At 64.0% G+C, this 22,869-nt stretch carries 21 protein-coding genes; 12 read left to right on the forward strand and 9 right to left on the reverse strand.

Annotated features, from left to right (window positions below):
* Positions 1 to 3: 3 nt before the first annotated feature.
* Positions 4 to 1,095: an SMP-30/gluconolactonase/LRE family protein gene (locus tag QM797_RS02035; protein WP_283273455.1), complete on the reverse strand. Its 1,092-nt coding sequence runs from the start codon at positions 1,093 to 1,095 to the stop codon at positions 4 to 6.
* The gene (locus tag QM797_RS02040) at positions 1,092 to 2,216 is read right to left on the reverse strand and encodes a hypothetical protein (protein WP_283273456.1); all 1,125 of its coding nucleotides are present in this window, start codon (positions 2,214 to 2,216) and stop codon (positions 1,092 to 1,094) included. The genes QM797_RS02035 and QM797_RS02040 overlap by 4 nt, the downstream gene beginning before the upstream one ends.
* 193 nt (positions 2,217 to 2,409) lie before the next feature.
* Here QM797_RS02040 and QM797_RS02045 point away from each other — a divergent pair, with 193 nt between their 5' ends.
* On the forward strand, positions 2,410 to 3,060 hold the full coding sequence (locus QM797_RS02045; protein ID WP_283273457.1) for a cutinase family protein: 651 nt from the start codon (positions 2,410 to 2,412) through the stop codon (positions 3,058 to 3,060).
* A gap of 7 nt (positions 3,061 to 3,067) precedes the next feature.
* Here the strand turns inward: QM797_RS02045 and QM797_RS02050 are convergent, their stop codons facing one another.
* The 5 genes from QM797_RS02050 to QM797_RS02070 are packed head-to-tail and all read right to left on the reverse strand — an operon-like array spanning position 3,068 to position 9,324.
* Positions 3,068 to 4,159 carry an ABC transporter ATP-binding protein gene (locus tag QM797_RS02050; RefSeq protein WP_283273458.1) on the reverse strand — a complete coding sequence of 364 codons (1,092 nt, stop codon included), beginning with the start codon at positions 4,157 to 4,159 and terminating at the stop codon, positions 3,068 to 3,070.
* A gap of 21 nt (positions 4,160 to 4,180) precedes the next feature.
* Positions 4,181 to 5,347, reverse strand: a complete 1,167-nt coding sequence (gene galK / locus QM797_RS02055; RefSeq protein WP_283273459.1) for a galactokinase — start codon at positions 5,345 to 5,347, stop codon at positions 4,181 to 4,183.
* Entirely contained in the window at positions 5,344 to 6,489 is a 1,146-nt protein-coding gene (gene galT, locus QM797_RS02060; RefSeq protein WP_283273460.1) for a galactose-1-phosphate uridylyltransferase, read from the reverse strand. The genes galK and galT overlap by 4 nt, the downstream gene beginning before the upstream one ends.
* Positions 6,476 to 7,291 (reverse strand): DeoR/GlpR family DNA-binding transcription regulator, encoded by an 816-nt coding sequence (locus QM797_RS02065; RefSeq protein WP_283273461.1) that lies wholly within the window; start codon positions 7,289 to 7,291, stop codon positions 6,476 to 6,478. The genes galT and QM797_RS02065 overlap by 14 nt, the downstream gene beginning before the upstream one ends.
* Positions 7,291 to 9,324, reverse strand: coding sequence for a beta-galactosidase (locus QM797_RS02070; protein WP_283273462.1), 2,034 nt, complete (start codon positions 9,322 to 9,324; stop codon positions 7,291 to 7,293). Before QM797_RS02070 ends, QM797_RS02065 begins: the two co-directional genes overlap by 1 nt.
* Positions 9,325 to 9,535: 211 nt before the next feature.
* Between QM797_RS02070 and QM797_RS02075 the strand changes: the two genes are divergently transcribed.
* The 4 genes from QM797_RS02075 to QM797_RS02090 are packed head-to-tail and all read left to right on the forward strand — an operon-like array spanning position 9,536 to position 14,847.
* Complete coding sequence (locus QM797_RS02075; RefSeq protein WP_283273463.1) at positions 9,536 to 10,831, forward strand: ABC transporter substrate-binding protein; 1,296 nt, start codon at positions 9,536 to 9,538, stop codon at positions 10,829 to 10,831.
* A gap of 58 nt (positions 10,832 to 10,889) precedes the next feature.
* The gene (locus QM797_RS02080) at positions 10,890 to 11,789 is read left to right on the forward strand and encodes a carbohydrate ABC transporter permease (RefSeq protein WP_032378859.1); all 900 of its coding nucleotides are present in this window, start codon (positions 10,890 to 10,892) and stop codon (positions 11,787 to 11,789) included.
* Entirely contained in the window at positions 11,789 to 12,718 is a 930-nt protein-coding gene (locus QM797_RS02085; protein WP_283273464.1) for a carbohydrate ABC transporter permease, read from the forward strand. The genes QM797_RS02080 and QM797_RS02085 overlap by 1 nt, the downstream gene beginning before the upstream one ends.
* Positions 12,715 to 14,847, forward strand: coding sequence for an alpha-galactosidase (locus QM797_RS02090; RefSeq protein ID WP_283273465.1), 2,133 nt, complete (start codon positions 12,715 to 12,717; stop codon positions 14,845 to 14,847). Before QM797_RS02085 ends, QM797_RS02090 begins: the two co-directional genes overlap by 4 nt.
* Before the next feature lie 9 nt (positions 14,848 to 14,856).
* Here the strand turns inward: QM797_RS02090 and QM797_RS02095 are convergent, their stop codons facing one another.
* Entirely contained in the window at positions 14,857 to 16,116 is a 1,260-nt protein-coding gene (locus QM797_RS02095) for a reverse transcriptase family protein (protein WP_283273466.1), read from the reverse strand.
* A gap of 263 nt (positions 16,117 to 16,379) precedes the next feature.
* Positions 16,380 to 16,970, reverse strand: a complete 591-nt coding sequence (locus QM797_RS02100; protein WP_283273467.1) for a hypothetical protein — start codon at positions 16,968 to 16,970, stop codon at positions 16,380 to 16,382.
* 142 nt (positions 16,971 to 17,112) lie between these two features.
* Between QM797_RS02100 and QM797_RS02105 the strand changes: the two genes are divergently transcribed.
* The 7 genes from QM797_RS02105 (at position 17,113) to QM797_RS02135 (ending at position 22,864) form a co-directional block, all read left to right on the forward strand.
* Entirely contained in the window at positions 17,113 to 17,634 is a 522-nt protein-coding gene (locus QM797_RS02105; protein WP_283273468.1) for a DUF3558 family protein, read from the forward strand.
* A gap of 27 nt (positions 17,635 to 17,661) precedes the next feature.
* Positions 17,662 to 18,048, forward strand: coding sequence for a hypothetical protein (locus QM797_RS02110; RefSeq protein ID WP_283273469.1), 387 nt, complete (start codon positions 17,662 to 17,664; stop codon positions 18,046 to 18,048).
* A gap of 346 nt (positions 18,049 to 18,394) precedes the next feature.
* A complete protein-coding gene (locus QM797_RS02115) occupies positions 18,395 to 19,342 on the forward strand; it encodes an ABC transporter ATP-binding protein (RefSeq protein ID WP_283273470.1) in 948 nt (315 codons plus the stop codon).
* 9 nt (positions 19,343 to 19,351) lie between these two features.
* Positions 19,352 to 20,134, forward strand: a complete 783-nt coding sequence (locus QM797_RS02120) for an ABC transporter permease (RefSeq protein ID WP_283273471.1) — start codon at positions 19,352 to 19,354, stop codon at positions 20,132 to 20,134.
* Positions 20,135 to 20,237: 103 nt separating this feature from the next.
* A complete protein-coding gene (locus tag QM797_RS02125; protein WP_283273472.1) occupies positions 20,238 to 21,176 on the forward strand; it encodes an ACP S-malonyltransferase in 939 nt (312 codons plus the stop codon).
* Entirely contained in the window at positions 21,163 to 22,653 is a 1,491-nt protein-coding gene (locus QM797_RS02130; RefSeq protein ID WP_283273473.1) for a class I adenylate-forming enzyme family protein, read from the forward strand. The genes QM797_RS02125 and QM797_RS02130 overlap by 14 nt, the downstream gene beginning before the upstream one ends.
* The gene (locus QM797_RS02135) at positions 22,634 to 22,864 is read left to right on the forward strand and encodes a phosphopantetheine-binding protein (RefSeq protein ID WP_269601757.1); all 231 of its coding nucleotides are present in this window, start codon (positions 22,634 to 22,636) and stop codon (positions 22,862 to 22,864) included. Before QM797_RS02130 ends, QM797_RS02135 begins: the two co-directional genes overlap by 20 nt.
* Positions 22,865 to 22,869: the final 5 nt, after the last annotated feature.

The raw sequence follows: 22,869 nt of genomic DNA on the forward strand, positions 1-22,869 counted from the left end.
GTGTCAGGAAATACCCGTCGGATAGTGCAGCGGCAATCCCGTCTCTCCGACCCCGAGTTCGAAGATCGCCCATTGCCGTGGGTCGATCGCCAGAAGGCCGTGGTTGGAGACGATCAACGAGGTTCCCCGGAACGCGACCGACGCGGGGGTCGAGTACGGAATCGAGCGGGCCACGCGATCCACCACGGTCGGTAGCTCTGCCACCATCGACCCGTTGTTCGGGTCCACTACCTGAATCGAATTGATGAGCGGGTTCGAGATCGGCAGGTAGATGCGACCGCTCGTTCCGATGGCCAAGCCGTCACCCTGCGCGACGACCGCTACGCGCTCCAAGGGACCGGGTGAACCGTTGGAGTCGAGCGCAATTCGGTAGACGACACCCCGGCCGATCGTGCTGATGTCCGGGGTCAGCGACATGGTCACCACGAAGTTCAGCCGACCCGATGCGTCGAACTGCATACCGTTGACACTGTAGATCGACGCGAAATCGGCATTCTGATACCAGATTTCGGCTGCCCCACCACCCGCAGGTACCTTCCAGATGGTGGCCTGGTTCAGGTCGCCTACGTACATGGTTCCGTCGGGGGCAAAAGTGGCCCAGTTCGGCCACGCGGGCCGGTCGACGGGAGACGGCTCGCACGCAGTGCTCACGGTCCCCGCACAGATCGGCAGATTCGCGAATGTCGCGTAGACCGATTGCGTACCGGTCGCGGGATCGATCCTTACGGCCCGTGCACCCGAGTAGTCGAGGGCGTACACCCGACCGTCCCCGTCGAGAGTGATCCCGTTGACGCCGTGCTCGGCAGGTTCGTGATCCATCAAGGAGTACGTAGAGAGCAGTCGACCCTCCGAATCCCAATGCCACACGTCCGCAGACGAATTCGGGCGATTCGATCCCGACCAGATGCTGCCGTCCACAGGATCGACTGCCATCCCTTCGGGCTGCCCCGGCAGCGGAACCCCCGCGATGTCTCTCGTCTGCCCGTATCCGAGGGGCTCTGGTGTGGGGCCAGGCTCGGCTACTGCCTCGGGTACACCGGAGAAACAGATCGCGAGCACCGCCACAACGAGAATCCAGGGTCGACGCTGCGTCATCGCGGAGCGATGGAACCGAGGAAGGATGTGGTCCAGATTGCCGAATTCGCAGACCCCGCCGCGTCGTTCGTCGGAACCAGGCCGTTCAGCGTCACCTGCCCGCCGGTCAAGCCGCGGCCGAGCTGCGGTGGCAGAGTGAAGCCACAGGACTGCTGCACGGTATCTGCTCCGACAGCCAGATCGGTACGACGGCATTGCCCGGTCGAGGTTGCCGTGAGCGCAGGTGTGACGCCGAAGCTCGTGATACTCAGCGACGCGCCGAAGTCCGGAGTCGACGGGTTCTGATAGCAGATCGACGCGTTCGCGGCGACATCCTCGGACGGCTCGGTCGATGCCGCTCCGGTGGCCGGGTCCACCGAGACCGAGTGGATCTCCGTAGTGCGCACTCCACCCGGGCATGCAGGGGTGGAGCCGGTCGAGACCGAATTGACCTCGCGGCCGACGCTGTACTTCACCGAACCTGTCGGCTGCGGAGTTCCCGGCACGGGCTCTGCCACCGGAGCAGTTCCCTCGCCCAGCGTGTACAGAGTCCACAACGACCCGGTTCGACCGTCCGGCAACCGAAGCGGATTGGCGACCGAGTTGCTGGTCGCGACCCCGTCGGTGACCCCGGAATCGTTGGGCTGCACTCGCAGAACACAATCGACGGCGCCGCGCCCTGGCGATCCGATCATGAACTCGAGCCCGCAGGGACCGTTCATCGACAACCTGCCGAGACCCGGGGCCGTCAGCACCCCCCACTGGTCGAGAAACGCCTGCCCGTCAACGGTCGGGCCGTCGCACACGTAGATCGGTCCGACGTTCTGAGCGGTGGGATCGAGCAGGAAGCCCGTCGACGGATCGTTGGTGAAGGTGTACATCCGCGCGTCGAGCCGCTCGACCACGGTCAGTGAGCGCGGGGATCCGAAGTAGTCGTTGCACGCGGAATTGTCGGCTTCGGCGGGTCGCTGCCCGCTGTCGACAGTGCGATAGACACTGAAGCTACCGGGTCCGTTGTCGATCGAGCCAAGGATCGTGGCGGGGGCCGGTGCCGGGCCTGGCGCAGCGTTCGCCGCGATCGTCGGGCACATGGCCACGACCGCCGCCGTCACTACAGCAACCTGTACTCCACGACTCTTCACGACATATCCCCCGGAAAATTCGGACCAGGCTTTATGCCCGGTCTACGGCAACCCCAGCGGTGACAGTAGCGCAACAGAAGTTGAGAAACCACCCTTCGGTACTGGTAGTCAAACTTTTCACGACCCTGGGAAAAGATTGTTTCAGCGGCTATCGTTCGTGCCTGTAACCTCCCTCGACCCAGAAGGGCACCACATGAAGAGACGTTGGCTCGCGTATTCCATTGCAGCACTAGCGATTTCCGCATCAGCGGTAGTACTTCCCGCCGGCGTGGCTTCTGCTGCACCATGTTCGGACGTCGATATCTCCTTCGCCCGCGGGACCGGCGAGCTCCCTGGACTCGGCATCACCGGCACACCGTTCGTCAACAGCCTGAAATCTCAGCTGTCGGACCGCTCGGTGAGCACCTACGCCGTCAACTACGCCGCAGACTTCACCCAGGCAAGCGCAGGCCCCGGATCCCGTGACCTCGTCGCGCACCTGAATTCCGTTGCTGCATCGTGCCCTTCGACGACATTCGTGATCGGTGGATATTCGCAAGGAGCCACCGTCGTGACCAACGCCGTCGGACTACGCACCCCCAGCAGCTTCAGCGGTGCCGTCATCCCGGCCGCCATAGCCTCCCGGATCGAGGCAGTCGTGGTGTTCGGCAACCCATTCGGCCTGTCCGGACAGAAGATCGAAACATCCAGCAGCACATACGGTTCACGTGCGACGAGCTTCTGCAACTTCGGCGATCCGGTATGCCAGATCGGTGGATTCAACGCCTTCGCACACCTTCAGTACGGTACGAACGGCACCACCACGCAAGGCGCACAGTTCGCCGCCACAAAAGTCCGTACCTGATTTCAGCTCAGGGGCGCAGATTCAATCCCGTCTTCGTCGAGAAGTAGTGCACTGTCTCGGCGCGCGGGGCGATTCGAATGACGTCCCCCTGGGAGGGGGTCGCGATGTCGGGGATCCGGGCGATGATCTGCGCCCCCAGCGTGCCGAGATTCGACGCGTCCTCGACGGTGCGGCCGTAGATGTAGGCATCTGCGCCGAGTTCCTCGACAACGTCGACGACGATGTCGGTACCGGAATCGGAGAGCGTCCACGCTTCCGGGCGCACGCCCATCGTCACGCGGCTGCCGTCGATGCGGTCGGATATCGACCGCTCGATCGGCACCGTCAGCGTTCCGAGTTTCGCGGCACCGGCGACGACGTCCACCTCGAACAGGTTCATCGCGGGCGATCCGATGAAGCCGGCAACGAAGGCATTGACCGGGCGCTCGTACAGCTCCTTCGGGCTGGCGCACTGCTGCAGCACACCGGCTTTCATGATCGCCACCCGATCGCCCATGGTCATGGCCTCGACCTGATCGTGGGTGACGTACGCCGTGGTGGTGCCGAGCCTGCGCTGCAGCAAGGAGATCTGCGTGCGGGTCTGCACGCGAAGCTTGGCGTCGAGGTTCGAGAGCGGCTCGTCCATGAGAAACACCTGCGGGTTCCGCACGATTGCACGGCCCATCGCAACGCGCTGACGCTGACCACCGGAGAGCGCCTTGGGTTTACGGCCGAGGTAGTCGGTCAGGTCCAGAATCTTCGCCGCTTCCTCGACGCGTCGGCCCACCTCTGCCTTGTCCATACCGGCGATCTGCAACGCGAAGCCCATGTTCTTCGCGACGGTCATGTGCGGGTACAGCGCGTAGTTCTGGAACACCATCGCGATGTCACGTTCCTTGGGTGCCAGCGAAGTGACGTCGCGGTCACCGATCTTGATGGCACCGTAGTCGACGTCCTCCAGCCCGGCGAGCATGCGCAGGGAGGTGGACTTTCCGCAGCCGGACGGACCGACGAGAACGAGAAATTCGCCGTCCTCGATGGCAAGGTCCAACGATTCGACCGCCGCGACGTCCGATCCCGGGTAGAGCTTGGTGGCCCCTTCGTACGTGACCTGTGCCATGGGAATGCTCCTTTGTAGAGGTTAGAAGAATCGATGCGCGGAGCCGGCGGGCTCGGCGCGGAGAAATGTGGGCTGTGGCAATCCGGCTCGTGCTGCGCTGGAGTCGATTTCGACCACCACCGCCTCGACGATGTCCGACGGCACCAAAGCAATCGCCGATCCGCCGAACCCTCCACCGGTCATGCGAGCCCCGTGCGCACCTGCGCGAAGCGCTGTGTCCACGACACTGTCCAGTTCCGGCGAGCTGACCTCGTAATCGTCTCGCAACGACATGTGCGAGGCCGTCATCAACTCACCGAGTTCGGAGCCTGCGGCACCGCGGTCGAGTAGCTCGGATGCCTGCTCCACCCGCCCAATCTCACCGATGACGTGGCGAACTCGGGCGACAAGAGTGTCGTCGACGAGGCGCGAGACCGTTTGTTCGAGATCGAGGCCGCGCAGCGTCGTGACCCCCAACTCGGCGTACGCGGTGTCGAGCGACTTCCGACGCGCTCCGTACTGACCGTCGACCAGCCGATGCGGGGCGTTGGTGTCGATCACCAGCAGCCTGGTTCCCGACGCGTCGAGATCGAGGGGGATCTGACGCGTCGACCCGTCGAGACAATCGAGCAACAGCGCGTGTCCCGGCTGAGCCGACATCGCAATGTTCTGATCCATGCCGCCTGTCGACGCACCGGCGATCTCGTTCTCGGCTCGAATGCTGGCTTCGATCAGGACGTTTCGATCGACCTGCAGATCGAACAGCTCGCTGAGCGCCAGGGCGAACGAGCACTCGAGGGCTGCGGAGCTCGACAGACCCGAGCCCACCGGCACCGACGAGTGCACCGCAACATCGACTCCGCCTATCCCGTGCTCCTGCAGCGCCCAGGCCACGCCTGCCACGTAGGCCGACCAGCCTGCGGGTGCACCCGGGCCGATCTCCGCGAGCTCACCCGTCCACGACTCGTCGGTGTGTGTCGACACGGCGCGCATCACCGTGTCCTCGCGGCGACGTACTGCAACCGCAGTGGCGTACGGCAACGCGAACGGCAGGACCAGTCCGCCCGCGTAATCGATGTGCTCACCGATGAGGTTGACCCGTCCCGGTGCGATCCAGACGCCGTCGGGTTCACCGCCGAACGCGCTGCGAAACAGCGCTGCGGCCCCGTCGGCGAGATCTTCCTCGGCGACGACGTCGAGCCACTTCATCCGAGTACCTCGCGCAGTCGATCTGCAATCCGTTCCGGCGTGGTGTCGTTGACCCACGCACCCATCGCCGATTCGGATCCGGCCAAAAACTTCATCCGACCCGGTGATCGCATCATCGAAAACAGTTGCAGGTGCAGCCTTCCCAGTTCACGGTCGGCTCCCACGGGGGCTTGGTGCCACGCCGAGATGTACGGCACCTCGTCGACGCCCTCGAAGAACGCATCGACTCCGCGCAGCAGATCTCGGTAGACCCCGGCCAGTTCGTCACGCTCGGCATCGTTCAACTCGACAAGGTCCGCCACATCGCGGCGAGGGGCGAGGTGAACCTCGACCGGCCACCGCGACGCCGCCGGGACGTAGGCGACCCAGTGCTCGGCGTCGACGACGATGCGTCGACCCGAACGCAGCTCGGCAGCGAGGACATCAGCCAGCAGTACTCGTCCGGTGCTCTCGAAGTGCTTGCGAGACTGCCGCATCAGCGCGTCGGTGCGGGGCGGGAGGTAGGGGTAGGCGTAGATCTGACCGTGCGGGTGCGTCAGCGTGACGCCGATTTCCTTGCCGCGGTTCTCGAAGCAGAAGACCTGCTGCACGCCGGGAATCGCGGAGAGCGCGGCGGTGCGGTCGGCCCAGACGTCGATGATGGTGCGAACCCGAGAGAGCTCGAGGGAGACGAAGGAAGCGTCGGGATCGCTCGCGAAACAGATCACCTCGCAGCGTCCGGTGCCGGGCGCGAGAGGCCACAGCGACTCTCCGTCCACTTCTGTCGGAAGTGTCTGTTGTGCAGCAGTTTCGGACAGTGACGGGAATCGGTTCTCGAACACCACCACGTCGTAATCCGCAGCCGGAATCTCCGTCGCCGGCCTGTCGGGACGACTCGGAGCCAGCGGCGACGCATCGGCCGGCGGCAGGAACGTTCGGTCCATCCGCTGAGCGGCGATGACGATCCATTCGCCGGTGAGAACGTCGAATCGCATCTGCGACTGCGACATCGACGGCGAGAGAGCGCGGGTGTCGACCAGGTCGCGGGTGGCTCCACCGGAGACGTAGGGCTCGGTGTCGTCGTAGTAGATCAGCTCGCGGCCGTCGGCCAACGTGGTCGACGTCTTGCGCAGTGCGTGTGTCGTGGCGTCATGCGCGGTCATCGAGTACTCGTTCCTCGTTCGTGTCGACAGGTTCTCCGGCGATCACCACGTCGTCGACCACCTCGGACAACGCATCCTGAAGGCCCGGATCGAGTCCGGCATCGGTGACGAACACGTCGACGCGAGAGAGCGCGATGGTGTTGGCGAGCGCACGGACACCCCACTTGGTGTGGTCGGCCAGCACGATGACGCGTCGGGACGACGCCACCAGTGCCTGATTGGTCTGCGCCTCCATGAGATTGGGGCAGGTGAGCCCCGATTCGATGTCCACCCCATGCGTTCCGAGGAACAGCATGTCCAGGTGGATGCTCTGCAACGCGCTGACCGTGAGCGGCCCGACCAGCGCGTAAGAAGGTGTGCGTTGCCCGCCGGTGAGCAACACGGTCTGATCCGTCCGGCCGCCGGTGTGAAAGACCTCGGCAACGGGGAGTGAGTTGGTGACGACGGTGATGTCCGGGACGTCGAGCAGTTCCTGAGCCAGCGCGTGCGTTGTAGTGCCGCCCGAGATACCGATGGATGTCCCCGGCCGCACGAAACGCGCTGCGGCCCGGGCAATGGCAGCCTTGGCATCTCGGTCCAGTTCGGACTTGGCCGAGAACCCCGGCTCGAAGACACTCGCCGATCGTGGGAGCGTGACGCCGCCGTGTACTCGTTCGACGAGACCGCGGGCGACGAGTTCGTTGATGTCGCGTCGAATGGTCATGTCCGACACCGACAGCGCAGCACCCAGATCGGCGACCTTGACTGCGCCCGAGGCCGTCACCTGGTCGAGAATCTTCTGCTGACGCTGATGGGCGAGCATCAGCGGGTCTCGGCGATCACTGCACTACCGCCTGCAGCCACGATCAGCTCACCGTCGACCTGTGCTCCGCCGACCAGGTCGGTACCTGTGGCCGGCACGCTGACCTTGTCGCTACCGTGGTTGAGTACGAAGAGCCAGGACTGCTCCCCCGCCGATCGGCGCACGATCTCCACATCGGATCCGAGGTCACGCCGAGCGTCGATACCGGCTGCAGCGCAGAGCTTGTCGGCCAGCGCGTCCCAGCCCGTCGCGTCGGGAACGGTTGCCGCGTACCAGGCTGCACCGGAGCCGACTGCGCGCTTGGTCAGCGCGGGAACTCCGCGCAGATGACCCTGGGTGTGCCGCGCCAGTACGTCGACATCGTCGGACGCGGTGAGGTATTCGCTCCAGATCTCGCCGAGGGTCTCGTCGTCGAGGGAGAGTTTCTCGCCGTCCGCGAGCGGAAAGAACTCCTCGACGCGGACCCCGAGCATCTCGCGGAAGGCACCCGGATACCCGCCGAGTCGCACGTGATCGTCCTCGTCGGCGATTCCCGAGAAGGCAGTGACGAGAACCTGCGCACCTGCTTCGGCAGCCTCGGCTATCCGGGCGGCAGTCTCGTCGCTGCACAGGTAGAGAGCCGGAACGACGATCACGTCGTACCCGTTCAGGTCCGTCGACGACGGAATCACGTCGCAGGTCACGCCCGCGGAGGTGAATCCGCGATGTGCACGTCGAGCAATCTCCATGGGCTGCATTGCCATCGATGGGTGGCCCTCCTGCTCGCAGGCCCACTGCGAGGCCCAGTCGAAGAGCACGGCAACCCGAGCATCGACGGTGCTGCCTGCCACCGGTGCCATGCGACGCAGAGCAGCACCGAGCTCGACGACCTCACGCCAGCGCGCGGAGTCCTCGCCTGCGTGCGGAACCAGAGCCGAATGGAACTTCTCTGCGCCCGCCTTGGAGGCACGGAACTGGAAGTAGGCGATGCCGTCTGCTCCACGTGCCATGTGCGCCAGTGAGTTACGCATCATCTCGCCGGGAACCTTGGCGCGGTTGATGTGCTGCCAGTTGACGGCGCTGGTGGAATGCTCCATCAACAACCAGGGTCGACGGCCTGCCACGCCGCGAGTGAGATCGGCCGAGAACGAGAGCTTGTGATGTGCTGCGCCGTCGCCGGTTTCGGGTCCGACGAGGTAGTGGTCGGTGGAGACGATGTCCTGCTCGGGGGCCCACGACGCGTAGTCCATGTTGCCGGCCAGCGCGGCACCCTGGCCCATACCCACCATGAAGTTCGTGGTCACGGGAACGTCGGGGGTGATGCGATTGAGCACGGCCTTCTCGGCGCGGTACTGCTCGAGCAGTGCGTCGGAGCAGAAGCGTCGCCAGTCGAGCTGGTGGGTGGGGTTACCGAATGTGGTACTCACCGATGGAGGAACGATCTCGTCCCAGTCGCTGTACCGCTGGCTCCAGAAGTCGGTGCCCCAGGCGGTATTGAGGGTCTCGAGGTCGATGTACCTGGCACTGAGCCATTCCCGGAACGCATGGGCACTGTCATCGGAGTAGCACAGGGCGTTGTGGCAGCCGAGTTCGTTGGAGACATGCCACATCGCCAGCGCGGGGTGCTCACCGTAGCGGTGCGCCATCTTCTCCACGAGCTCGAGTGAATGTTCCCGATAGACAGCCGAACTGGGGCTCCATGTCTGACGACTACCGATGGCGTAGCGGTAGCCGCGCTCGTCGACCGGACGCATCAGCGGGTAGGCCGTGGCCAACCAGGGCGGGGGCGACGCGGTAGCCGTGGCCAGGTCGACTCGGATCTCACCCTGATGCATCAGATCCATGACGCGATCGAGCCACTCGAAGTCCCACGCCGTGGCAGTCGGCTGGAGGCGCGCCCAGGAGAAGACACCGACGGTCACGAAGTCGACGCCGGCCTCGTGCATCAGCTCGACGTCGCGATGCCACACGTCCTCGGGCCACTGCTCGGGGTTGTAATCGCCCCCGAAAGAAATTCCCCGGGTCGGCCAGGTGCTGCGTCGCGCTGTGTCCATCCTCACAATATGAACGAGCAGTTCTCAGATGTCAACATGAATGAACATTTTCCTACTAATGCAGGTGGAAGGTCCACTTAGAGCTTGACAGACGCTGTCGAGTCATGTTTCTGTAACCTGCATCACCCCGAACGGTCAGCAAACGCACATCGTTGGACATCGTCAATGTTCACTTCTGATCGTTATCGATACTTTCCGGCGAAGGATTCTCATGAACCCACACGAGTGGCCGCGTACGTGGCAGCCGTCTCGGCGCGACTTTCTTAGGTCAGCGCTCGTCGCAGCGGGCGCAGTGACCGCCGGTGGCGTGCTGTCGTCGTGCTCGAGCAGTCTCGATCCCAATACGGTCACGCTCGGCTCGCGGCTGTCGGACAAGAACTCCAAGGTCGGCGTCGAGGACTTCGTTGCCATGTATCGGCAACAGACCGGCGGCGACATCCGCGTCAACACCGTCGATTCGACGTCGTTCCAGGAGAACGTCAACAACTACCTCCAGGGGACGCCCGACGACGTGTTCACCTGGATGGGCGGCTACCGAATGAAGTACTTCGCAGACAAGGGTCTGGTGGAGGACGTCTCGAACGTGTGGGCCAGCAACGGCGGCGGATACAGCGACAGCTTCAAGGAGAACTCGACCGGATCCGACGGCAACCAATATCTGATTCCGTTCTTCTACTACCCCTGGGCCGTGTTCTACCGGCCGAGCCTGTGGGCCGAGCGCGGATACGAACCACCCAAGACGTACGACCAGTGGGTCGCGTTGAACAAGCAGATGCAGGCCGACAACATCACTCCGATCGGCTTCGGTGCCCGCGACGGCTGGCCACCGATGGGGACGTTCGACTATCTGAACCTGCGCCTCAACGGTGTCGACTTCCACCGCACCCTGTTGGCCGGTGATGTCAGCTGGACCGACAATCGCGTCCGCACCGTGTTCGATACCTGGCGCGAGATTCTGCCGTTCCATCAACCGCAGCCACTGGGCCGCAAGATCGCCGATGCGCAGACGGCGTTGCTCAACAAGAGCGTCGGGTCCCTGGTCGCCGGCATGTTCGTCGCACAGAGCTTCCCCGCCGGGCCCGAACGCGACGACCTCGATTTCTTCCCTTTCCCCGAACTCGATTCCGCCATCGGCAGTTCCGCGGTCGAGGCGCCGATGGACGGCTTCATGATGCGCGCCGATCCGCGCAACCGTCCCGCTGCCGAGAAGCTGCTGACCTTCCTCACCGGCCCCGAGCCTGCCGTCGCCTACGCAAAGCAGGATCCCCAGGCCATCCCCGCACACCGTGACGCCGACCTGTCGGATTTCCCTGCGCTGGTGCGTAAATCGGCAGAGCTCGTGCAGAACGCCGGAGAGATCACGCAGTTCTTCGACCGCGACACGCGACCCGACTTCGCGTCGATCGTCATGATCCCGGCCCTGCAACAGTTCATCGGCAACCCGAACGATGTCGACGGATTGGTCCGCAGCATCGAACGCCAGAAGTCGGCGGTGTTCGGAACATGATCGTGCGCAGTGTGATTCGACCCTCATCATTCACTCGACCTCGAGATCAGGTAATGCCATGACCGCACCCGAACGGGTCAAGTCGCCGAAGATTCGGCGCAGTGTTCGCGAGAAGTGGACCATCGCGCTGATGCTCGGCGTTCCCGCGATGATCGTCATCGGTCTCGTCTGGATTCCCACCGTGTTCACGGTGATCCTCTCGTTCGCACGCTGGGACGGAATCGGCGGCACGTCGAGCATCGAGTGGATCGGTACTCAGAACTACGTCGACGCGGTCCAGGCATATCCGCCGTTCCAGCAAGCACTGCAGAACAACGTGCTGTGGCTCGTCTTCCTGTTCCTCGTCCCCACCGTCATCGGCATCCTGCTCGCGATTCTGCTGGACAAGAATCTCAAGGGATCTCGGCTATACCAGAGCATCTTCTACATCCCCGTGGTGCTGTCGATGGCCCTCATCGGGTTCATCTGGCAGCTCATCTACTCCACCGAGGGCGGCGTCCTCAACAGCCTGCTCGGCACGGACGTCGACTGGCTCGGCGATCCCGACATCAACATCTGGGCCGTCATGGTCGCGGCAGGTTGGCGTCACACCGGCTACATCATGCTGTTGTACTTGGCCGGCCTCAAGGCCATCGACCCGTCCGTCCGCGAGGCTGCGGTGATGGACGGTGCCGGACCGATTCGTACGTTCTTCAGCGTCATCTTCCCGCTGATGAAGAACACCAACCTGCTGATCATCGTCATCACCGTCATCGAGGCGCTACGCGCTTTCGACCTGGTGTGGGTGATCAACAAGGGCCGCAACGGACTCGAGCTGATCTCGGCTCTCGTGACGGCCAACGTCGTCGGTGAGGCGAGCCGGATCGGATTCGGTTCTGCGCTGGCCACCATCATGCTCGGCATCTCGCTCGTCTTCATCGCCCTGTACCTCGCCATCGTTCTTCGGAGCAAAGACTGATGACCACTTCACTCACGCGCACAGCGCCTCCCGAGCGCGATCCGCTGACCCGCAACCGCGCGGCCGTCGCCAATCGTCGACGCGCGGGCACCGCACAGATCGCGATCTACGTGCTGCTGACAGTCATGGCGCTGGCCTGGCTGTTCCCACTGGTGTGGGCGGTGTACAACTCGTTCCGCGACTACGACTACGTGCTGCTCAACGGGTACCTGTCGGTGGGCGGATTCACGTTCGACAACTACATCGACTCGTGGCAGATCGGCGGCATCCCGCACTACTTCCTCAACTCGATGATCATCACCATTCCCTCGGTGCTGCTCATCCTGTTCTTCGGCTCGATGGCGGCGTTCATCCTGGCGCGGTTCAGCTGGAAGTTCAACATCTTCATGCTGGCGGTGTTCATCGCCGGCAACCTGCTGCCGCAGCAGACTCTGCTGACCCCATTGTTCCGGCTGTACAACGCAATTCCGGTTCCGTACTGGATGAGCTCGTCGGGCTCGCTGTACGACAGCTACTGGGGCCTGATCATCGTGCACGTCGCGTTTCAGACGGGCTTCTGCGTCTTCGTGCTCAGCAACTACATGAAGACCGTGCCGTTCGAATTGCTCGAGGCCGCGACCGTCGACGGAGCCGGGTTGTTCCGGCAGTATTGGCAGGTCGTCATGCCGCTGTGCCGGCCCGCGCTGGCCGCACTCGCCACCCTCATGGTGACGTGGATCTACAACGACTTCTTCTGGGCTCTGGCCCTGATGGTCAGCGGTGACAAGCTTCCGGTGACAACGGCGCTGCAGAATCTGCAGGGCAGCTTCTTCACCGACACCAACCTGCTGGCCGCGGGCTCGGTACTGGTCGCACTACCGACGGTCTTGGTATTCATTGCGCTGCAACGCCATTTCGTCTCCGGACTGACGATGGGTGCGAACAAGTGAGTTTCGTAGTCCTGCGCCGTGACGGCGTCATGGTGATCCTCGCACCGTCGTCCACCGCCGTTCCGGCCGTGCTGCACTGGGGTACCGATCTCGGTGAGCTCACCGACCACGATCTCGCCGAACTGCGTAGGGCCGCAATACCGGCGGTTCCGCACTCGAGTGTGGATGTGCCGCGGTGGCTCACCCTCGCACCGGGCGGCGACGACGCCTGGCAGGGCACCCCGGCTCTGTCCCTGCATCGTGACGGTTCGGTGCAATACCCGCGGTGGGCGGACGTGAACATCTCCGCTACCGAATTCGGTTGCACTGTGCACGCTTCCGATAGCGAGCTGGGCATCTCATGGTTGATCGAGATGTCGCTCGAGGTCGGTGGATCACTGCGAGTTCGGCAGGGTGTTCGGAACGTGCACGGCGGACCCTTGACCGTCGACGGCGTCGTGACCCTGATGCCGTTGCCGGATACCGCAACCGAACTCCTCGATCTGACGGGCCGTCATTGCCGCGAGCGCACCCCGCAGCGTCGACGGTTCGACCATGGCTCGTCCGTCCGCGCTTCACGCCGCGGAAGAACGGGGCATGACGCCACCCTGGTTCTCACCGCAGGCAGCGAGGGCTTCGGCTTCCGCAGCGGCGAGGTGTGGGGTACCCACGTCGCGTGGAGCGGAGATCACCTGCACCTGGCCGAGCGGCTTCCCGAGCGGGCCGGTCAGGCCTCCGGCGTTCTGGGCGGTGGTGAACTGCTCGCGCCCGGTGAGGTGGTGCTGCAGACCGGCGAGACCTACTCGACGCCGTGGGTGCATTTCGTGTACTCCCGGGCTGGACTGGATGGTTCGGCGCAGTCGTTGCACCGCTGGATGCGCTCCCGCCCGACGCATCCTTCGTCGCCGCGGCCGGTGGTGCTCAACGTGTGGGAGGGCGTCTACTTCGACCACGATCTCACCCGGCTTCGCGGCATCGCGGATGTCGCCGCGCGCGTGGGCGTCGAGAGATTTGTGCTCGACGACGGCTGGTTCCGCCACCGACGTGACGACCGCGCCGGCCTGGGCGACTGGCAGGTGGACGAGGGGGTCTGGCCCGATGGCCTGGCCCCGCTCTTCGATCACGTCCGAGCGCTCGGCATGAGCCCCGGCCTGTGGTTCGAGCCCGAGATGGTCAACCTGGACTCCGATATTGCTCGGGCACATCCCGATTGGCTGCTCGCAGCACCGGGGCGTGTCCCGCTGGAATGGCGTCACCAGCACGTACTGGATCTGACCCGCGACGACGTATTCGACTACCTCCTCTCGGCCATCGATGCGGTGTTGGCCAACGAGCGGCCGGACTACGTGAAGTGGGATCACAACCGAGACCTGATGCTGGCGGTCGATTCCGACGGACGCGCTGCGGTGCATGAGCAGACAGCGGCGTACTACCGATTGCTCGACGCCTTGCGATCCCGACATCCACGGGTCGAGTTCGAGTCCTGTGCATCGGGCGGTGCCCGCATCGATCTGGAGGTGCTCGAACACACCGACCGCGTCTGGGCGTCGGACACCAACGATCCGCTCGAACGTCAACGGCTGCAGCGGTGGACCACCCAGCTGCTGCCGCCCGAGCTGATCGGCTCGCACGTCGGTCCGCAGATCGCGCATACGTCCGGCCGGTGGTCCACTCTCCAGTTCCGTTGCCTGACATCACTGTTCGGTCACGCCGGGTTGGAGATGGACGTCACCGAACTCTCGTCCGAGGACCACGAATACCTGACGTCGTGGACCGGGCTGTACAAGGAACTGCGCGGGCTGTTGCACTCCGGCGATGTTGTGCGCGCCGACCATCCCGACCCGAGCGTCTGGGTACACGGAGTCGTGGCAGCGGATCTCTCGGTGGCCGCGTATTCGGTGGTGCGGATGGATACCTCACCCGAGGACCGCACCGATCGGGTCCGCCTCCCTGGTCTGGATCCACATGTTCGGTACCGCGTCGAGTTCGTTCGGGAGCTCAGCGACCTGGGCAACGGCATCGAATTACCGCCATGGATTGCCGACGGCGGAATCGTCGAGCTGTCCGGGGCGATGTTGGCGCAGGCGGGCGTGGCACTGCCGGTGCTGTTCCCACAGACCGGAGTGTTGCTGCGGGTGCGGGCCGTCTGAACTGCGGCTTCAGGCCCACTCGACCTGGGCCGCCATGCTCAGCAGCTTTGCTCGACGCGTCTCGTTCGTCTCGCCGATCCGGGCGATGCGTCCGTAGATATGTGCTCGAAAGTCGTTGTGGTCGTGCCGATTCTGCTCGGCTGGGCCCGTACTGATGCAGTTGTGCAGCAGTGCCCTGAGATTGTCGTATTCCTCTCGGGGCACTGCCGGCCACGAGTTGACGACGAGCCCGGTCAGCTGTTGCCGCTGATGAGCGCGTCGAACCCTGGTCTTGTCGGGATGAATCGTGAAGCCTTCGTCGTGGGCTATCTGGGAAATCAGCCACAGCAGTCTGTCGACGTCGATGTCTGCACCACCGGAGAACGCCAGATCGTCGGCGTATCGGCTGTAGCGGGCACCGACGGACCGGGCCAGACCTGCGGCCCGGATATCGAGTTGTCGCGCAGCCAGATTCGCCAAGGCCGGTGATGTGGGCGCACCCTGCGGCAAGTGGGTAGCGCGAAGCCGCGCCGCAGTGGGCCGGTCCACGCCGACCAATTCACCTGCCGAGGTGACCGTCGTGCACAACGCGGCGAGATTCGCCGCGACCCTCCTGGGGTAGCCGACCGCCTCGAAGATCGCGACGACTCGATCGAACCCGATGGACGGAAAGAAGCGGCGGAGATCCACCGAGATCACCACGTCGCGTTCGGAATGCGGCATCGCGAAGGTACGCGGACTGCGCGCCCTGCGAAAGCCGTGCGCGGCCGGATGGGCCGGAATTCGATCGAGTATGCGGCGCAGTATCTTTCGCTGGATCTCACGCAAGCGCGGTTTCGGCACCTCCAGCAGTCGGATGCCCTGACGCTTGTCGAGTCGCGCAGATCGATAGTGCTGCAACGGGAACGGTGCAGTACGCAGCCTGCCCTGCAGGTCGGCGAACCATTCGAGTTCGGAAATCGTCAGGTCGAGAGATCGAGCCAACTGACCGGTCGTTTCGTACCGTGGCACCTCGAATCGCCAGGGCTTGAAGGCGGAACTCGTCTTCGGCCGCTGCGAGGATACCGAGGGCTCCGGGATGAACGGAAGATCGCGCAACAGAACGAAAATCGATGCCTCGTCGAACGGCGGGCTGGAATACAGATTGATTATTCGGTCTGCGAGCCCGGACGCTCTTTCGGGCATGAGCCGGGCGAACGCCACCTCGAGCCCCGACCGCGTCCACTCGGCATCGGCGGCCAACCGCGCCAATGTCGCGGCGGCCGGTGGAGTCAATTCGCGTTCGGTCACAGGCGGCTAACACTCAGGTGCGGCGCTGTGACATGCAACGCTGTGACATGCAACGGCACGGGGCGACCGAAATCTTTCGTCCTCGGAGCAGTCAAGCACGCGGAGCGTGCACAGCTGCTTCGGACGCAGTGCTCGATTCTCGTGATGTACCCAGGGGTTACCCCTGAGACCGGTCCCGTGGACCAACTCTCGCCCACGTGCCGCTGCATTCCTCCACCATGCCAAATCGAGGCCGATCTGTCAGCGCGTTGCCCGCGGGACGGTCACGGAAGGATCGATTCGAGTGCGCCCATCACGATGGTCGTCAACGACAGCCCGCCGGTTCCGAAAGCCGCGGCGACGACGATGCCGACGAGGGCGTCCTCGCGGGACGGTGTCGGCGGTTCGATCGTCTTGTTCACCATTGTGAAAGGCAGCGACCACAACACATCGACACCTCCAGCGAAAACGCGAGTCAACACCCCGAATTCGTTGTCGCCCCGATCCGACGAACCATCCAGCAGCACACTGTCTTCCAAGTTCTTGGCGCGCAGCGTCAGAGTACGTCCGCCGTACTGGATACCGATGCGGTAGGACCGCTTGAAGAGCCTCGCGCGGCCGGGATCGAGAACGATGTCGCGGCCGTCGATGCTCGCCTGCAGGTGCGCGGCGGTGCGCGTACCGATCGGTGCCGTGTCCGAGGTCCGAGGCCCCGTGCGAGAAATCGTGACGGTCATGGGTACGCCCTCGCGAAACGAACCGCAGATCTCGTCGTCCCGGTAGATCAGATCCAGTTCCCCATAGATGCCCGTCTCGACCAGCACAGACGTGGAGTTCTCGAAACGGCCCGAGTTGCCGTCGTCGCAATCCTGCACGTCCGCCAGCCTGTCACAGATTCTGCGACTCCCGAGTTGCAGACACTCGGGAACCGGCGCGGGTTGTGCTGCGTCCAAGAACGTAGGTGTTCTCGAGGAACGGACAAGAGCAATGCGCAGGGCACGTCGATGGATCCCGATGATGGCAACACTTCTGCTGATCCCGGGCTGCTCGAGCACCACCGAGGGTGCCGCGTCGCCGGGAACGAAGACCAGCACCACCGTCGCGGCCCCAACTACGCCATGGGACCCCTGCACCATCCCCGACGAGGCCGTCGAGCGAGCGGGATTGAACGTAGCCACCAAGGAGTCGGGGATCTTCGGCCGCGATCAATACGGATTCAAGATCTGTGGGTGGGAAGATCGACCGCCGAACAACAAGTACTACTTTTCGATATTCGTAGGGCTCGAAGGCATCGACTACCTCGACGATCCCGCTACCTTCGACCGGCTTCAGGCTGTGCGGGTGGGCACTCGCGACGCAACCCAGTATCAGCAGGTCGGTGCCGACGCATCTCTGAACTGCGGCATTGCCTTCACCGAGGGCATCCAATTGATCAGGGCGACAATCATCACTGATGCTACGGTCCGCAACCCTCCTTACGACCCGTGTATGGAGTTGAATTCCCTGGTCGCAGGGCTCGACTCAGAACTACCCAGCTAAATCCATCGACTGAGAGATGCAGAAACCGTGACCGAGACCAGGCCGGACCTCATCGCACATTGGCAAGAGCTCAACGCCCAAGCCGACGCCGGCACCATCACTATTCCTATCGAAGTCGCTGCCAAGTGCGATGCAGCCTGCGTCGTCTACATCGCACATCTCAACGACATGAAACGTAAGGCCATTCGGCTGGGCGAATTTCAGGAGTGGGGCGACTTGAAGTCTGCGCAAGACTTGCAAGCCCGGTTCGGTCGCCTCGCCACCGGCACCGATCGGTCTCTCGACGTCATTCTGCAGCAGCACATCGACGTCATCGAATCCATGCGGATGCTCTTTCGTCGGTACTTCGACGAGACGGCCGATACCGATGATCTGACGTCGTCGAACATCACGGCGCTCATTCCGGAGAACTGATAGGCCGCAGTGCTTTCCGACGGCGCTCGACCTCTCGCTCGTCGTCGTTCAGACGCAGCTCCGACGGCTCCGCGACCTAGCCAGCCCCACAATCGACGCCCTCCGTCGTCATTCACACCCCGTAGACGCGGTGTGGATCTCCACGAGGGGCGTGGATCCCTGCATCGGGGCACTTACGTGACACCTGGTCCGTAATTGCACGTGACAGTTGTCAACAGTTCGCCATGACGGCGAAAACGACCTTGCAATTGGCGTTGACCTGCGCTTTCTCCGAGGTGGAGAGTCTGATGTGTCGCCGAGGAACACGGCTGAAGATCTACTGACGAAAGAGCGAAGGGAATTGCAGATGATCACGCAGAGTTCAACTCGCGCCGAGGCGGTGGGTACCGAGACTGCACTCGCGGTACACGCCACCGGTGTCCACAAGTCGTTCAGCGACTCCACGGGTTCGAAGTTTCGCGCCGTTCGCGAGTTGAACCTCTCGATTCCCCGCGGGCAGGTTGTGGCATTTCTCGGACCGAACGGCGCAGGCAAGAGCACGACGATCGACATGATCCTCGGACTCACCGAACCGGACGGCGGCACCATCGAGGTGCTCGGCACCGATCCGCTGACCGCCGCGTCGACAGGACGCAGCGCCGCGGTACTGCAGTCCGGTGGACTGTTGCCGGACGTCACCGTCGGCGCACTCGTCGCGATGATGGGCTCGCTGTACATCGGGGCCGATCCTGCCGCTGCGATCACCCGCGCCGGACTCGGCGATCTGGTGAATCGACGCGTATCGAAGTGCTCTGGCGGCGAACAGCAGAAGGTGCGGTTCGCCCTCGCGCTGCTCTCCAACCCCGAACTGCTGCTGCTCGACGAGCCGACCGCCGGCATGGATGTCACAGCCCGCAAACACTTCTGGCAGGCGATGCGCGCGCAGGCAGCCGACGGCACCACCGTCATGTTCGCGACCCACTACCTCGAAGAGGCACAGGACTTCGCCGATCGAATCGTCGTCATCGTCGACGGTGCCCTCGTCGCCGACGGCACGGTGGCTCAGATCAAGGCCACCGTCTCCAATCGGACCGTCGACGCCAACTTGCCACGCAGTGAAGCCGAAGCGGTTGCAGCGCAGACCAGCTCGCGATTGCAGGAACTCGCCAACGGCCGGTTCCGCTTCGTGTGCACCGACACCGACCCCGTGGTGCGCGCATTGAGCACGTCGACCTCTGCGACCGATATCGCGATCGTATCGGCCTCACTCGACGAAGCATTCTCCGCGCTGACCGACCGCACACACCAGAACTGAGGACATCCGATGACCACTACAACCTCACTACGCCCGCGCCGCGGACTGCACCCCACCTTCGTGCTGCATGACATCCGCAGGCAGATCACCCCACAGAACCTGATCTTCACCGTCGCGCTGCCCGCCGTGCTCTACCTCGCCCTGTTCCGCGTCGTGGAACCCAGCGCCGGAGTCGATCTGCCGCACGGCAACTTTCAGGCCTGGATGATGATCGGTATCGCCGTCTACGGCGCGTCGATCGGCACCATCTCGCGGGCCGCGGGCATCTCGAACGAGAAGGCCAACGGCTGGCTGCGGACAATTCGCCTCTCGCCCTTGGGCGCCGGCGGCTACGTCGCATCGCGCATCATCGCCTGCCAGGTGTACTCGGCCATCCCGGTCATCGTGGTCGGCATCCTGGGAGCACTCACCGGTGCCCGCGCCGACGCGATCGTCTGGATCACCGGCCTCGTCGTAGCGTGGATCGGATCTGCCATCTTCTCCGCTCTCGGCCTTGTGCTGGGCATGCTGCTGCCACCCGAGGTGGTCACCCACGTTCCCGGCGTCGTCATGACCGGCCTCGCTTTCCTGGGCAACATCTTCATCCCGCTGTCCGGCGGCATGCTCGCGATCGCACAGGTGACGCCCCTCTACGGCGTCGCAACGTTGGCCCGCTACGCACTGACCGACGGATACAACCTCGACGGATCCCATGCCTCGCTCGCAGGTGCACTCATCAACGTCGCCGCCTGGTTCTTCGGGTTCTCGTTCGCCGCCGTCCGCCGATTCGCTGGGGCAACCGGCCGACAGTGACTCGCGTGCACTTCCCCTCCTCTCTCCACAGCACCCGACGCATCGGCCACACCGGCTGCCGCGCGAGAAAGCATGCCCCGAACCTACGAGCACGAGGACCACCATGATCACCCTTCTCGCCCCCGGACAGGGAGCACAGACGCCACGGATGCTCGCACCGTGGCTCAAGGACCCCGAACGACATCGACTGGTAGAGAATTGGTCTCAGCGCGCCGACATCGACTTGATCGCGCTGGGCACCACAGCAAGCAAAGACGAGATCGCCCGAACCGAGAACGCACAGCCCCTCCTCGTCACCGCCGCACTCCTTGCCGGCCTTCCGGTGATCGACGCACTGGCAGACGCCGGCCAGGCCCACGCCGCAGTGGCAGGACATTCGGTCGGAGAACTGGCCGCAGCAGCGTTGGCCGGAGCACTCGCCCCTGCGGACGCCGTGCACCTGGCGGCAGTGCGAGGCCGCGCGATGGCCGCAGCCTGCGCGACTACCCATGGATCGATGGCGGCCGTCCTCGGCGGAAATCTCGAACACGTCACTGCGGCAATCGAATCGGCCGGGCTGACCGTCGCCAATCACAACGGGCCTGGCCAGCTGGTGGCCGCCGGACCCATCCAGGCGATCGAGGTCTTCGTCGCCGCGCCGCCCGCCGGAACCGCAGTACGCCGCCTGCAAGTGGCGGGCGCATTTCACAGCGCCGCGATGCAGTCGGCCACCGATATCTTCGCCGAGGCTATCTCCTCGGTTGCCATGCTCGACGCCGAGGTCCCCATCGTGTCCAACGCCGACGGCGCATTCGTCAGGAGCGCAACATCCCTGTGCGAGCGACTCGTTGGACAAATCACCGCACCTGTCCGTTGGGATCTCTGCCTCGAGACCTTCCGCGCAGCCGACATCACCACTGCGATCTGCCTGCCACCGGCCGACACTCTGGCCGGAATCGCCTCGCGCACATTGCCATCGGTCAACGTCCTGCGCATCACCTCGCCGCGCGACATCGATCGCCTGTCGTCCAAGACGAAGGGCCGATCCGATGCTGCTGCCTGAACTCCTCGACCAGGGTCGGGAAACCGACATTGCCATCGTCGACGGCAATACCGAGCTCACCTACGGGTCGCTGCGGGGACGCGTTCGGCGCGCGACGGCGTGGTTGATCGACAACGGCATCAGGCCCGGCGATCGCGTCGTACATCACGGCCGGTCCAGTGCAGCATTCGTCGAGCTACTGTTCGGAACCATCTGTGCAGGAGCAGTGTTCGTACCGATCAACAACGAACTCACTGCGAGCCAGGCGGCACACATAGTCCGCGACAGTGGCTGCCGACTCGTCGTCACCGATCACCCCGAGCGTCACGAGAACAGTCCAGTACGGGTTCTCACGGTCGACACCGTCGCCGCCGCCCTGGAAAACTCGCCATCCACCACACCGATCACCGCACCCGTTCGTCCCGATGACATCGCACTGCTGATCTACACCTCGGGAACCACCGGTAGCCCCAAGGGTGTCGTGTGCCCGCACGGAGCGGTCGCTGCGGCCGTCGCCGCCATCGGTAACGGCCTGGGCTACCGTCGCGACGACGTCGTGCTCTGCCGACTTCCGCTGTCGTTCGATTATGGTCTGTACCAGGTCTTTCTTGCCTTCGCGGTCGGAGCGTCGGTCGTCGTTGCCGAAGGGATCCAGGATCTGCGCATCCTCGACCTCGTAGTACGCCGGTGCGTGACCGTCGTCCCCCTGGTGCCTGCGCTCGCTCAGATCCTGCGAATCGTGGCTCGCCGAACATCCGCGATCGGCACAGTTCGTCTCTTCACCAACACCGGAGCCCGGCTGGCACCCGAACTCGCTCGAACTTTGCTCCAGCTCTTCCCAGGATCCCGCTACGCCTCGATGTACGGCATGACCGAATGCAAACGTATCTCCATTCTGCCGCCCGAGGAGTTCGTCGAGTACCCGGATTCGGTCGGGTACCCCATTGCCGGAGACGACATCCGCATCGTCGCAAGTGACGGAACGCCAGTTTCGGCAGGAACTCCCGGTGAGATCGTCGTCTCCGGCGGGACGGTCATGGCGGGGTACTGGAACGTACCCATGAATGCACAGAACAGATTTCGTCCAGGACCCGATGGTCTCGAGTTGCACACCGGCGACCGCGGCTACCTGGACGACAGCGGGCGGCTCTACTTCTTGGGACGCGACGACGACGTCATCAAGCGCAACGGTGTACGCATCTCACTCGTCGAAATCGAATCGTGTGCAGAGTCCTTCGACTCCGTGGACGAGGCGGTTGCCGTTCTCACCGAAGACGGAGCCCTGCGTCTGATCGTCACCGGGTCAGCGGACCCGCGCTGGGTGCATCAGCAGCTGCGCGCCGCGCTCGATCCTGTCCGGCATCCCAACGCCGTGGTCCACCGCCCCCGCATCCCCCTCACCGCAAACGGAAAGCCCGACCGGCGCGCCCTGCGCGCCGAACTCGACACCACCACCTCGAAACTTTCAGGAGACCACCATGCAGCGCTCGCAGTTTGATTCCGTTCTCGCCGCTCTCGCCCCCGAGTCGGTCGTGGCACCCGACCGTCCGTTCTCGCAGTCGTCGATCGATTCCCTCGGCGTGGTCAACATCCTGGTTGCCATCGAGGATGCATTCGGAGTCGAGTTCGACGAGCAATCACTCACTGCAGGTGCGGCTCTGAGCCCAGACGTCCTGTTCGACACCGTATCGAATCTCGCTGCGGCATAGCTGCA

The sequence above is a fragment of the Rhodococcus sp. IEGM 1381 genome (assembly GCF_030056795.1).
Lineage (GTDB): Bacteria > Actinomycetota > Actinomycetes > Mycobacteriales > Mycobacteriaceae > Rhodococcoides.